The sequence below is a fragment of the Clostridium sp. AF21-20LB genome, from assembly GCF_003478795.1.
Taxonomy (GTDB): domain Bacteria; phylum Bacillota; class Clostridia; order Lachnospirales; family Lachnospiraceae; genus Otoolea; species Otoolea fessa.
The window spans coordinates 13,813-26,632 of sequence record NZ_QUGD01000018.1 but is presented as its reverse complement, the minus strand read 5'-3'; the positions used below and the strand labels follow the sequence as shown (position 1 = coordinate 26,632).

At 49.7% G+C, this 12,820-nt stretch carries 11 protein-coding genes; all 11 read right to left on the bottom strand.

The genetic code is table 11. The features are described 5' to 3' along the window. Nucleotides 1–242: 242 nt before the first annotated feature. Nucleotides 243–2,414 carry a peptidoglycan D,D-transpeptidase FtsI family protein gene (locus DWX76_RS09810; protein ID WP_243022526.1) on the bottom strand — a complete coding sequence of 724 codons (2,172 nt, stop codon included), beginning with the start codon at nucleotides 2,412–2,414 and terminating at the stop codon, nucleotides 243–245. Then, nucleotides 2,392–2,814, bottom strand: coding sequence for a cell division protein FtsL (locus DWX76_RS09805; RefSeq protein WP_412694045.1), 423 nt, complete (start codon nucleotides 2,812–2,814; stop codon nucleotides 2,392–2,394). The genes DWX76_RS09810 and DWX76_RS09805 overlap by 23 nt, the downstream gene beginning before the upstream one ends. Nucleotides 2,815–2,962: 148 nt before the next feature. Further along, nucleotides 2,963–3,901, bottom strand: coding sequence for a 16S rRNA (cytosine(1402)-N(4))-methyltransferase RsmH (gene rsmH / locus DWX76_RS09800; protein ID WP_022360211.1), 939 nt, complete (start codon nucleotides 3,899–3,901; stop codon nucleotides 2,963–2,965). Continuing rightward, nucleotides 3,898–4,323 carry a division/cell wall cluster transcriptional repressor MraZ gene (gene mraZ, locus DWX76_RS09795; RefSeq protein ID WP_022360210.1) on the bottom strand — a complete coding sequence of 142 codons (426 nt, stop codon included), beginning with the start codon at nucleotides 4,321–4,323 and terminating at the stop codon, nucleotides 3,898–3,900. The genes rsmH and mraZ overlap by 4 nt, the downstream gene beginning before the upstream one ends. Nucleotides 4,324–4,553: 230 nt before the next feature. Beyond that, nucleotides 4,554–4,739, bottom strand: coding sequence for an aspartyl-phosphate phosphatase Spo0E family protein (locus tag DWX76_RS09790; RefSeq protein ID WP_106999723.1), 186 nt, complete (start codon nucleotides 4,737–4,739; stop codon nucleotides 4,554–4,556). Between the two features lie 343 nt (nucleotides 4,740–5,082). Beyond that, a complete protein-coding gene (locus tag DWX76_RS09785; RefSeq protein WP_022360208.1) occupies nucleotides 5,083–6,234 on the bottom strand; it encodes a sodium ion-translocating decarboxylase subunit beta in 1,152 nt (383 codons plus the stop codon). A 63-nt stretch (nucleotides 6,235–6,297) separates the two neighbouring features. Further along, nucleotides 6,298–6,654, bottom strand: a complete 357-nt coding sequence (locus DWX76_RS09780; RefSeq protein WP_106999722.1) for a biotin/lipoyl-containing protein — start codon at nucleotides 6,652–6,654, stop codon at nucleotides 6,298–6,300. A gap of 28 nt (nucleotides 6,655–6,682) precedes the next feature. Then, a complete protein-coding gene (locus DWX76_RS09775) occupies nucleotides 6,683–7,483 on the bottom strand; it encodes an OadG family transporter subunit (protein WP_022360206.1) in 801 nt (266 codons plus the stop codon). A 963-nt stretch (nucleotides 7,484–8,446) separates the two neighbouring features. Beyond that, the gene (locus DWX76_RS09765) at nucleotides 8,447–10,045 is read right to left on the bottom strand and encodes a GH25 family lysozyme (RefSeq protein ID WP_243022525.1); all 1,599 of its coding nucleotides are present in this window, start codon (nucleotides 10,043–10,045) and stop codon (nucleotides 8,447–8,449) included. A gap of 414 nt (nucleotides 10,046–10,459) precedes the next feature. Next, the gene (locus DWX76_RS09760) at nucleotides 10,460–11,170 is read right to left on the bottom strand and encodes a Bax inhibitor-1/YccA family protein (RefSeq protein ID WP_107000382.1); all 711 of its coding nucleotides are present in this window, start codon (nucleotides 11,168–11,170) and stop codon (nucleotides 10,460–10,462) included. 199 nt (nucleotides 11,171–11,369) lie between these two features. Next, the gene (locus tag DWX76_RS09755; RefSeq protein ID WP_118570571.1) at nucleotides 11,370–12,800 is read right to left on the bottom strand and encodes an MATE family efflux transporter; all 1,431 of its coding nucleotides are present in this window, start codon (nucleotides 12,798–12,800) and stop codon (nucleotides 11,370–11,372) included. Nucleotides 12,801–12,820: the final 20 nt, after the last annotated feature.

Genomic DNA, 12,820 nt, shown 5'->3' with positions numbered 1-12,820 from the left:
GCTTCCTGTCTGATCTCATTGCTACAGTATATCATAAGAACCGTTTCTTTATTCTGTATTTTCGTTACTGTTCACACACGTGTGCCCAGCAACGGGATTTTGCCGATGCTACGCATTCCAAATCGGCAAAATCTGCTGCCAGAACTGTATCGTACAGATTTTTCAGTTCAGAAAATTCCTACCTGTGAACAGTTACGTATTTTCCACGCAGGATAGATAAGTCTTCCCGACAGGCACAATTCTTAATCTCCCGCTACCTGCGCTTCCTGGGAAGCTGCCGTTTCTCCGGCATTATCCGCTGTTCCGGTGCCTCTGCCCGTTCCAGCCGTTTCACCGTTTCCAACCGCCGCCGATTCATCCTGCACATTTCCCATCGTATCCGGATAGCTGTACTCGTCTCCGGAATCGATAAATTCCTCATCGTAGTTCGCCCAGCCGCCCTCCGGAGCCGGAGTCGTCTCTGCCGGTGTTTCAGCTGCATTCGGATCCTCGGTCGCTGTGCCGCTTATAATGCCTTCTTCCTGGCTGGAAAGATTGGTCTCGAGATCCTGTGCCGCGCCGCCTGCCGGGAATACATTCTTATATGGAAGGACTTCCGCCATGATCTTGCTGAAAATCTCGCTGGCAAAAGTCGAATGTGCCTGCTGCTCGCCCGGCAGATGCGGGGTATCTACTACCACATAGCAGAGTACCTGCGGATTGTATGCCGGTGCATAGCCGATAAAGGAAACCAGATAATTCTTCTCCGCACGCGGCTGCTTCTGCGCCGTACCTGTCTTACCAGCCACTTCGTAACCGGCAACTGCCGCCGCGCCCGCGGTACCGCCATCACCTGATACTGTCTGGTAAAGCGCATTATTAATGAAGTTCGAGGTCGATTCCGAAACCGTCTCTCGCACCAGATTTGGGGAAACGGATTTGACAACGGATCCTTCGTCGTTCAGAATCTCTTTTACCACATGCGGCTCATAATAGGAACCGCCGTTGATTAAGGACGCATATCCGGCTGCCATCTGCACCATCGTACAGTTATAGTTCTGTCCAAATGCGTTGGTCGCCAGAGAAGCCGGATCCATATTGGACGCCTGATAAATCAGACCGGACGCCTCGCCCGGAAGGTCGATGCCCGTCTTCTCGCCAAATCCGAAAATCTTCTGATACTGGACAAACTTCTCTTTTCCCTCCAGTGATACAATACGCATCATAACGACGTTGCAGGATTTCATCAATCCCTGTGTGATCGTCAGCGGTCCGTGACCGGCTCGGGCAACACACCGGATATCCCAGTCTCCGAAATGCAGTTTTCCGCCGCACTCAAAGACCTCGTTTCCGGAAATCGCGCCTTCCTCGATCGCCCCGGCTACCGTAAATGCTTTCTGTGGAGAACCCGGCTCATAGGAGTCGCTCACGCAGAAGTTTCTCCACATTTTATACCACGCCTCGGACTTCGTCTTTTCATCCATCGCCTGGATTTCCTCATCCGTATAGTAGGTGCTTAAATTGTACGGATCATTCAGATTGTAACGGGTCGTCGTATCCATCGCCAGGATCTCACCGCTGTTCGGATCCATGACGATCGCCGCCGCCAGATTACTTCCAATGCCCGCCTGCCACTCATCCAGATATTTCTGGACAATCTTCTGGATGTTGACGTCGATCGTCAACTCCAGCGTCTTTCCGTTCTGCGCCGGTTTTACCGTTCGCTCGACGTTCGAATCGCCGTTTAAATAACCATACTCACGACCGCTCACACCGTTCAGGATATCATTATAATACTGTTCAACACCGCCGGATGCATTGCCATCCTTGAGGGCAAAACCAACCACATTGCATGCCAGCTCATTGTACGGATACGTTCTCTTATATTCTTCCTCGAACCATACGCCCGTGATACGCTGGTTGCCGCCTTCCTCCGTCGGCAGCGCCCGGTATTCCTTGTTCTTGTCCTTCTCATAAGTCTCAAACTTCTCTTTGTCTTCCGCTGGAAGCTGTTTCGCATAGATCACATACTGGCTGTCTTTTTTCTCCTCGATCATCGCCTGCAGCTCGTCCCGCTTGTAACCGAAGCACTCCACCAGCGCGTCCAGCGTGGCATCGAGATACTGGTAGTTCTCCTCCGTATCCAGAATCTGCTTCGGATCGACGACCAGATTGTAAACTTTCTCGCTAATCGCCAGATACGTCCCGTTCCGGTCGATAATATTGCCGCGCTTGTAGGGAATCGTGCGGCTCTCATAGTCCTGATGGCTCAGGACTATCTGATTGTACGACTCGCCCTTACTTTTTACCAGATTATAAAGCACCAGCACCAATGCAAACAAAGCCAGCATAATTACCAGGACGGTAATTGCCAGCTTTTCCTGCATATATTTCCGAAAGGTCTGTCTGCCGTTAGTGTTTTGGGATGTCCTCATACTGTCTTACATACTCGCTTTCCGTCTTGTCATATAAAAGAATCTGATCCTTATTTGCATATACCATGCCGAGCTCTTCGGTCGCCACTTTATATACATGATCCAGATCCACATACGTGTCAATCCGGGTCTGAAGTGCATCATTCTCGGACTTCAGGTTCTCCAGTTTCAGCTCCAGATCCTCAATGTGGTTGATACGGGTCGTGATCGACGCCTGCTTATGCAGATAATTCATACATAAAACCAGCGTGATCAGCGCAGCGATGGTCAGCGCCAGCACATACGTTCCGTTCATGTAAAGCGCCTTTTCCTGGTTGCGGCGCACGGCGTGTTTATGCCGGTACTCCTCTCTCTCATCTCTTTCTGGTCTTATCTCCACGGTTCTCTGAACTTTTCGCACGGTATTACCGTCCACATACGTGGAGGCCGATACATGTTGTCTCCTTCTGACAGACATAACGTTCCCTCCCTGCTCTTTCGCTTTTTCTCTCTTTTATCTCCCCCGCACCTGAAACGATCTCTGTTCTGCGGTGCAGTTATGCTTTTGTTTATGATTTTTCAAATACCCGGAGCTTTGCGCTCTTGGAACGCGGGTTTTCTTCCATCTCCTGATCGGTCGGAAGAATCGGTTTTCTTGTAATCACCCGGCCGCGGCTTTTGCGTCCACAGACACAGACCGGAAAATCCGGCGGGCAGATGCATGGATTTTCATTCGTCCGGAAACGGTTCTTTACGATTCTATCTTCCAGGGAATGGAACGTAATGATCGAAAGCCGTCCGCCCGGTGCCAGGCGCTCAATCATCGTATCGATCGAATCTTCCAGCACATCCAGTTCCCGGTTTAACTCGATCCGGATCGCCTGAAACGTACGCTTTGCCGGATGACCGCCGGTCGCCCGGACCTTTGCCGGAATCGATGCCCGGATAATCTCCGTCAGCTCGCCTGTCGTCTCAATCTCTTTTTTCTGTCGTGCCTGTACGATGTGTTTTGCAATATTCTTCGCAAACCGATCCTCACCGTAGTCCCGGATGATCCGGTACAGTTCCATCTCACTGTAGGTATTGACGATGTCCTTCGCGGTCTGCTCATTTCTCTGATCCATCCGCATATCCAGCGGCGCATCGTCCTCGCGATAGGTAAATCCCCGTTCCGCTGTGTCAAGCTGGAAAGAAGAAACACCCAGATCCAGATAAATTCCATCCACCTGCGGAATCTCCAGCTCATCTAACACCTGTGCAATCCGCTCATAATTGCTCCGCACAACGGTTATCTTATCTCCAAAGGGAGCCAGACGTTCTGACGCAGCCGCAATCGCGTCCGCATCCTGATCAATCCCGATCAGGCGTCCGCCGTCTCCCAGCCGTGCCGCTACCTCGCTCGCGTGACCGCCGCCTCCCAGTGTCCCATCCACATAGATACCCTGGGGCTTTACACAGAGACTGTCAACCGTCTCATTTAATAATACTGATTTGTGATTAAATATCATATGCCAAGGCCTTCCATATTTTCTGCAATCTCTTCCATGTCATCATAGACATTCTTCTCCGCCCAGGTCGCCTTGTTCCAGATCTCGATCCGGCTTCCGACGCCGACCAAGACAACCTCCTTCTCGAGTCCTGCAAAATCCCGCAGAACCGAAGGAAGCAGGATTCGTCCCTGACGATCCACCTCACACGCCGAGGCACCTGCCAGAAAGAAACGGGAGAATTTTCTGGCATTCTGATTGGTAAGTGGGAGTGCCTGTAACTTCTCTTCGAACTTTTTCCACTCGGTGTTATCGTACACAAAAAGACAGCCATCCAACCCCTTTGTCACCACAAATTCGTCTCCAAGCTGTTCCCTGAACTTCGACGGAACGATCAAACGTCCCTTCGCATCGATTGTATGATTGTATTCTCCCATGAACATATCAATCACCCGTCATCCGATGTGTACCACTTTTGTGTCCCGAAAATCCATTTCGTTCCACTTTTCACCACTTTCTACCACTTGTTATGTTTATTTTAGTACATGCCCATCAAAATGGCAAGGTCTAAATCGAAAAAAAATCAGAAAACTCAGGCACCGGTTCTTTTTTCGAACACATGTACCTGAGTTTTCTGTACTTATCTATATTTGTTTCTATATCCACTCTTATTTTATAGCGCCGTCTCCAGCCCTCTTTCAGTCTCCGTCTCCAGCCCGATATACTGATTTAAGAGTTTGTCAAGCTCCACACTGTAGTGATAAATTGTGTCATATGCTGCCTTTGTGTCAATATTTTGATTCAGCTGCTGTCTTGCCCGTTCAATCTTTTGAACTAATTCTTCTCTCATATCCGCCATCCTATGCATTCTCCTTTTCTATTCTCTAGTGCCATTCCTCCTTACTTCACTGTCATTTTACGTCTTCCACCAGCAAAAAGCAAACTATTTCGACCGATTAAATTCGACAAAAAAACGACGTTTGTTACTGTTCACACACGTGTGCCCAGCAACGGGATTTTGCCGATGCTACGCATTCCAAATCGGCAAAATCTGCTGCCGGAACTGTATCGTACGGAATTTTCAGTTCAGAAAATTCCTACCTGTGAACAGCAACCGACGTTTGCATATAACAATAGGGCAGGATCCCGAAGAATCCCACCCTACTATATAAATACATTATTCAGAATAAATCTGCTCTATCCTATTTCACGCCAAAGATAGCCATGAATGTACCTGCTGCTACGGCAGTACCGATAACACCAGCTACGTTCGGTCCCATTGCGTGCATCAGAAGGAAGTTGCTCGGATCTGCCTCAGAACCAACCTTCTGGGATACACGTGCTGCCATCGGAACTGCAGATACACCTGCGGAACCGATCAGCGGGTTTACCTTACCATGAGTTACCTTGCACATAATCTTACCGAAGATAACACCTGCTGCAGTACCCAGAGCGAATGCAATCAGACCCAGAACTACGATCTTGATGGTATCCAGGTTTAAGAAAGCCTCTGCACTGGTAGTAGCACCTACGGAAGTACCCAGGAAGATAACGACGATGTACATCAGGGCGTTGGAAGCAGTCTCTGTCAGCTGCTTAACAACACCAGACTCACGGAACAGGTTACCAAGCATAAGCATACCAACCAGCGGAGCAGTTGTCGGCAGAATCATGCAGACAACGATTGTAACAACAACCGGGAACAGAATCTTCTCCAGTTTGGATACCGGACGAAGCTGCTCCATACGGATCTCTCTCTCCTCTTTGGTGGTAAGGAGTTTCATGATCGGCGGCTGGATAATCGGAACCAGAGCCATGTAGGAGTAAGCTGCTACGGCAATCGGTCCCATCAGACCTGTCTGACCAAGTTTACCAGCCAGGAAGATAGAGGTCGGGCCGTCTGCACCACCGATGATGGAGATAGCAGCCGCAGCCTTATCGTTGAATCCCATGAAGATAGCCATGAAGTAAGCGCCGTAGATACCGAACTGAGCAGCTGCACCAAGCAGGAAGCTCTTCGGGTTAGCGATCAGCGGACCGAAGTCTGTCATCGCACCGACACCCATGAAGATGAGGGATGGTAAGATACTCCACTCATCCAGTAAATAAAAGTAATGTAAAAGTCCACCAACTCCGTTCGATGAGTCTTCAATCGATCTCATAATATCCGGATAGATATTTACAAGCAGCATACCAAAGGAAATCGGAAGAAGCAGTAACGGCTCGAATCCTTTTCCGATTGCCAGATACAGGAAAATCAGCGCTACGAAAATCATAACGATGTTTCCAAATGTCAGGTTTAAGAATGCTGTCTGCTGAAGAAGATTGGACAATGTAGTTGTTATATATTCCATATTAATTCCTCCAAACGGAATAACATATCCCGTATTTTTTCAGCCAGTTTTATAAAAATTAGATTAGTTTAATGTAGCAAGAACTGCGCCCGGTTCTACCATATCGCCTACTGCAACATTAACACTGGCAACGGTACCGTCCTGAGGAGCTACGATCTCGTTCTCCATCTTCATAGCTTCCAGAAGCAGGATAACCTGACCACGTTTTACAGCTGTGCCAGCTGCTGCCTTAATACCAAGGATCTTACCTGGCATCGGGGATGTGATGGTTACGCCGCCTGCTGCCGGTGCTGCTGCTGGAGCCGGAGCTGCTGCTGGAGCTGGAGCTGCTGCTGGAGCCGGTGCTGCTGCGCCTGCAAATCCTTCTTCTACGGTTACCTGATATGCTGTACCATTTACGGTGATAGTATAATTCTTCATTTTAAATTCCTCCAGATTTTATCGATGATTATTTACGTGTAATGGAGCGGATATTTACGCTGTCTGCCGGTACGCCGGTTGCTGCTGCGATCGCTGCAGTGATAACTGCTACCAGTTCTCCATCGTTTGCCGCATTGCCTGCTGCTGGTGCTGCGGTACGTGCCGGCGCTGCTGCCGGTGCTGCAGTCTGTACAGGTGCCGGTGCTGCTGCCGGTGCCTCTGCTCCTGCTTTTTTAGCCTTTACATTTGCCTCAATCTCGTTAACCTTCTTGAAGCTGCTGATAATTAAACTGATGAAGATCAGTACCAGGAATACGGTACCCATACCCATCAGGGTATTTAATGCTGCCTTCTCCATCTTCTCACCGAAGCTGTAGTTTACAACAAAGGATAACTCAGTCGGTACCAGAGAAGTACCGCCGTAGCTGCTTACGCTCTCCTCAGCGGTCAGGGAGAAAGTCAAGTTTCTCTTCTCAAAGGAAGCCTGAACAACTGCTGTGTAGCTGTCATCATCGGCGCGCTCTACGGTCACGCTCTGAATCTCACCCATCTTGCCTAAATCGTCCTTAGAACTGGTCCAGGAAGAAATTGCAGACTCAATGACTGTGTTTTTCTGCTTCTCAGCCTGTTTCAGCTGTGCTGCCAGATCTTCGTCACTGTAGCTGGCGAACTGCTCCAGATAGCTCTTAGCGCCATCGCTCATGGTCTGCTCGATCTCCGGAGAAATCGGCTCTACCGCTTCTTCAGAAGCGCTACCACAGGCGGACAGAGCGAAAAAGCAGACTGCCATGCAAAGTACAAGCAGCATTCTTTTCATATTCTGTTTCATAAATGTGTCACCTCGTAATTAGATCGTTCCATGCTTTGACGGACGTCCCTCTTTCTTCGTGAATCATATCCTGACAGCATCCATGTTTCTTTCATGGCGCCATCCGTGATACTTCCCACCTATCTGTGTTTGCAGGTGTTTTTGCAAAATTTCCAGAGCTTGTCATCCACTCCGGGAATTCTCCATCTGACACGCTGCGGCAACAGAGGATTGTACAATCTCCTCTGCATACATAAATGGCATGCACTTCCGTCTATGCGAATCCGACTTTAATAGCCATGCATACATAAACATCTGTACCACTGACTTGTTATTCGATTCTCACATAAGCGCTGTCCGGTGCCTGACTGATGACAAACACTGCCCTCATCCCTGTTTCCGGAAATGATTCCGGCAGCCAGCCGCACTGACATCCCTTTTTTAGCACTACAACTCCGCCGACGGTTCTGATTATATAATCATTATACAATATGTAAAAACACGCTGCTTCCATGCAGTACTAAATCCGGAATCTGCATTCTCCGACCTTTCCCTGCCTGCGTCTTAGCGCAGCTGTCTGCCTGCGAACCACTGCTTTCACAGTTTCCTGCTGACAAACGCCCCGCTTTCGCACTACTTCTGTGCCCGCCATCCCGATTCTGCGCTTTTGCCGATATAACGCATACCGAGGCTCTTCCTAATTTGCAGCCAGAAGAGCCTCGCATCTTTCGTCAAATCCGCACCGGAACAGCCGCAGCTTATCTTGCACATACAGTTGATATAGCAGTTTGAAACGTCATGTTATGCCAGATTACTTATGCTGGTTTCCTCCATCCCATAAGCAAGTCCATTTTTTTGCCTGTTTAACATTGTATAATGAGGTCGGCAAAAAAGCAAGTTATTTCCGTTCGAATTTGTTTACTTTTTCATTTTTTTAACTGAATCAGCTCCAATATCTGGGTACTGGTTCAAATCATATTTATATTATACCCCTGCCGGACCGGACGGCTGCACCGGTGACTGGCTTCCGGTTATCGGAGTCTGTCCATCCGTCGAACCGCCATTTCCCGCCGCATTCTCCTCCGGCAGAACTACCGTGCAGCTTCCGTCTGCCGCTGCCTGCCAGGTATTTCCATCCATCTCGAACGTAATACCTGCATACATCGCGCCGCTGGCATCCAGGTAATATTTCTTACCGCCAAGATCCAGCCAGCCGGTCCGCATCACGCCGGACTCATTCATGTAATACCACTTTCCGCCGACTGCCTGCCAGCCCGTCGTCATGGCGCCGGAGCCGTCAAAGTAATACCAGCTTCCGCCCAGGTTCTGCCAGCCCGCCTGCATCGCGCCGGATGCGTTCAGATAATATTTCTTGCCGCCCGTCTCCAGCCAGCCGGTCTGCATCAGACCATTGTCCGCCATGAAATACCAGCTTCCATCGACCGCACGCCAGCCCGTCGCCTGTTCGCCGGATGCGTCAAAGTAACGCCAGCCGCCGTCCAGCGTCTTCCAGCCGGTAATCATATGACCGTCCGCCTCCAAATAATACTTTTTGCCCGAAAGCTCCAGCCATCCTGTGGACGGATTGCCCGCCGCATTCATATAGTACCAATTCTGACCATCGTTGATCCACGCCGCTTTCTGCATCACATGGTTCTGATAATAGTAACGGTTCCCCGCGATCGTCCGCCAGGTATTGCCCGGAATGATCTGCGTATAATCTTTATACAGATAATCAATATCCACATTGCCGTTCACGCCCTTGACCGAACCGGTGTTGGACGCCTGCCACATCGAGGTCTTTGAATATGTATACTTCTGCTGGTATTTTGCCACCCATATATCATACGAAATCTTCGACATATCGATCTTATTGGCAATCCAGTATTCATTTGCATAGACCATCGGATAATATCCTGCATCCTGAATCCGCTTACAGAACGCGTTGATCACATCGCTGACCTGAGACTGCGTCAGGGTTCCCAGCGTATTAGCATCCTCGGCATCAAAGACAACCGGGAAAGAGATAGGATAATCCTTGATAAGATTCAGGACAAAATCCGCCTCCTGCTGCGCCATTTCGACCGAAGTCGCATACGAATAAATGTACGCGCCCAGCCGCAGCCCTGCCTGGCTCGCATTTGCCGCGTTCATAGCGAAAAACGGATCCACATTACCGCGGAACCGGGTTGCCAGCATCGCAAACTGTACATTATCCGATGCCACCTGACTCCAATTTACATTCTGCTGCCAGTAAGACACATCCACGCCGCGCGCAATCGCACCGATCCCCTCATTCTCCGTCACCCGGTACACGCCAAGCCCTGATGTGACCGCGCTCACACTCCCATTGGAAACAGAAGTCGAACCGCCAGAGCTGCCTGTACTTCCCGAATTGGAGCTGCCCGAACCGCCGCCCGGCCCCGCATTCGAGGATGACGATGTAAGAGAAGAATCTCCCGCCGGTCCTGCCAGCGCTGTCATCGGCTGAAAGCACAGCGCTGCTGCCAGCATGCCAGCCGCTGCCCGTGAAAGCACACGCGCGCGCCCCATCCTTTTTTTGTTCACTCTATTCCGATTCATGCCAAAAAACCTCCTTGATTATCCTTTTATCCCTGTTGTCTGTTCACCATTTATATACATTTCCCCGCCTGATCCGGTGGGGCATATGCGAAACAAATATGGTTCATCCACACACTGTGTAACCAACAGCAAAACTTTTCCTATTATGACCTAGTTTAACAGATACTCCCCATCCACTTCAATAGAGAAACTTTAAATAAAATCTGTCAAATTTATTACAGAATGCTTCCCTTTATGCTAAAAGAATGAAGCCGTCCATGCCAAAAACAGGATTTTCAAGCAGAAAAACACAATAATACCGGAACAAAGCTTTCCCCCGTTCCGGCATTTCATTTTTGCATATTCAGTTTTCCGCAAAATTCCACTTTTCTTTATTCCTGCAAAGGAACTTCTGTTCTCCTGAAAGATTTTTTCCTATTTCCGATTCCGGTTCATCAGGCGGATAATGTACAGAAACAGGTTGATAAAATCGAGATACAGCTGCAGCGCCGAGAATACCGATGCTTTCTGAAGCAGCTCCGGATCCGCAGAGAAAATCTGGTAATTATCCCGGATCTTGGTTGTATCATAAGCGGTAAAGCCTAAGAATACCACGATACCGGCATAGCAGAGCACTGTCTCAAAGCTGCCTAGATTTAAAAACATTGAAAGCAGACCAAAGAGAATCAGAAACAGCAGTCCGCCAACAAGCAGTGGACGGATTCCGCTCAAGTCCAGCTTGAAGATCAGGCTGACACCCGCCATCATTCCGAAGAACAGCGCGGTTGCTGCAAATACAAACACCATCTCCACAACACCGAAGATCAGGAAATACATCGAGAAAACGACGCCGTTTAAAGCTGCATAGAATAGAAACAGCCCTCTCGCCGCTCCCACCGATAACTTGTGAATCCGGGCACTCAGCCAGATCACCGTCAAAAGCTCCAGTCCCGTCAATGCGAGGGTCGCATACGGAACCTGAAATACATACAGAATCGCTCCCGTCACGTATCCGGCTAATGCGATGCCAAATGTCACAAGAAGCCCTGCAAACATCCATAAATATGTCTTCGCTACATACTGTCCCAGTGTCTCATGGCGTTCCCCCGCCATCTGCCAGGACTCATTCATTGGTTCATAGCCCATAATTCTGCCTCTCTTTCTGACCAGCGGCAAGTGCCTCTGCCCTCTGTTTCGAATCTCCGTTTTATCTGCCGCTTGCGCGGCATCCATCCAGGAAGAAACACTGTCACCTATCTTTTGTAACGTAAGAATATCACACTTTCTGAAAAAAATCCAGTGTCACCCCGTTTTGTCAATCATTTTCGAAACCATTTATAACTGTTTACAGGTTATGAAGCTCCCGCCTCTTTTTCTTCCACGGAAGCGGCACATTCCATTTTTTCAGTGCACTGAAAAAATAATAATAAATATTAAAGAGAACCGTTGTGATCGTCCAGGTCAGCGGATAGCTGAATACCACTGTCAGGATATCCGGGCGGATCGGAACAGCGATCAGGATCCAGACAACCCGCAGGACGCACACGCCCAGCGCCGTCATAATCATCGGAATCCAGCAGTCTCCCACACCGCGCAGTGCGCCGGAATAAATCTCAATACAGAGGTATGTCACAAATGCCGGCACCAGGAAGTGAAGAATCTTCATGCCGATCGCGATTACCTCCGCATCCGTTGTGAACAACAGATAAATATAGCCGCCCGTCAGATACAGGATCGTGCTCAGCCCCACCGTGATAATACAGGAAATTCCCAGGCAGACGTACACGCTGCGTTTCACACGGTCCAGCCGCCCCGCGCCGTAATTTTGTCCGACAAAGGTCGTGATGGAGATCCCCAGCGCATTAATGATCATCCAGTAAGTGCTGTCGATCTTTCCATATGCAGCCCACGCCGCCACCGTGTCTGTTCCCAGTGCATTGACGCTGCTCTGGATCACGAGGTTGGAAAAGGAATACATAACCGACTGGAGTCCAGCCGGAAACCCAATCCGGATGATCCGCACCAGAATCACCGGTGTGATCCGCGTTTTCCGGATCTCAAACCGGTACGAGCCATCCGCACGCATCAGCGTTCCCAATACCAGACACGCGCTGACCACCTGGGAAAGGATCGTCGCCACCGCCGCACCACGCACGCCCATCCGAAGTCCTACTACAAACAACAGATCGAGCGCAATGTTTGTAAAACAGCTGATCACAAGGAAATAGAACGGTCTTTTGGAATCACCGATCGCCCGCAGGATTCCGGCACCCATATTATATAAGAGGTTCGCCGTGATTCCGACAAAATAAATGTGCAGATACCCGCTTGCATTGTCCATGATATCCTCCGGCGTCCCCATCAGGCGAAGCGCCGTGTCGGAAAAAAGGAGTCCGCCAACCGTCATGAGGATACCGCACAACAGCGAAAAGGCAATCGCCGTGTGGACTGCCTCGCTGACCCGCTGACCGCGTCCCGCCCCGTAAAACTGGGCGATGATAACTGTCGCACCCGAAGAAAGTCCTACAAAAAAGCCAACCAGCAGGTTCGTAAGCATCGATGTGCTTCCGCCGACCGCCGCCAGCGCTTCCTTTCCGACAAAACGGCCTACTACCACCGCATCTGCCGTATTATAGAGCTGCTGAAAAAAAGTTCCAAATAAAATCGGGAAGAAAAATAGCAGAAGCTGTTTCCAGATCACTCCCTCTGTGATCGCATTTGCCCGGTCAGTCTCCCCGGTTTGTCTGACTCCCTCTTCCCGTCTGGTATCTTTCATCCAATCCACCCCCTCTTATG

Excerpts from the sequence above, each read along its gene's own strand:
- DWX76_RS09775 (WP_022360206.1), bottom strand. The coding sequence starts at position 7,483 with ATGAAACAGAATATGAAAAGAATGCTGCTTGTACTTTGCATGGCAGTC.
- mraZ (WP_022360210.1), bottom strand. The coding sequence starts at position 4,323 with ATGTTCATGGGAGAATACAATCATACAATCGATGCGAAGGGACGTTTG.
- DWX76_RS09765 (WP_243022525.1), bottom strand. The coding sequence starts at position 10,045 with ATGAATCGGAATAGAGTGAACAAAAAAAGGATGGGGCGCGCGCGTGTG.
- DWX76_RS09755 (WP_118570571.1), bottom strand. The coding sequence starts at position 12,800 with ATGAAAGATACCAGACGGGAAGAGGGAGTCAGACAAACCGGGGAGACT.
- DWX76_RS09780 (WP_106999722.1), bottom strand. The coding sequence starts at position 6,654 with ATGAAGAATTATACTATCACCGTAAATGGTACAGCATATCAGGTAACC.
- DWX76_RS09785 (WP_022360208.1), bottom strand. The coding sequence starts at position 6,234 with ATGGAATATATAACAACTACATTGTCCAATCTTCTTCAGCAGACAGCA.
- DWX76_RS09810 (WP_243022526.1), bottom strand. The coding sequence starts at position 2,414 with ATGAGGACATCCCAAAACACTAACGGCAGACAGACCTTTCGGAAATAT.
- rsmH (WP_022360211.1), bottom strand. The coding sequence starts at position 3,901 with ATGATATTTAATCACAAATCAGTATTATTAAATGAGACGGTTGACAGT.
- DWX76_RS09790 (WP_106999723.1), bottom strand. The coding sequence starts at position 4,739 with ATGGCGGATATGAGAGAAGAATTAGTTCAAAAGATTGAACGGGCAAGA.
- DWX76_RS09760 (WP_107000382.1), bottom strand. The coding sequence starts at position 11,170 with ATGGGCTATGAACCAATGAATGAGTCCTGGCAGATGGCGGGGGAACGC.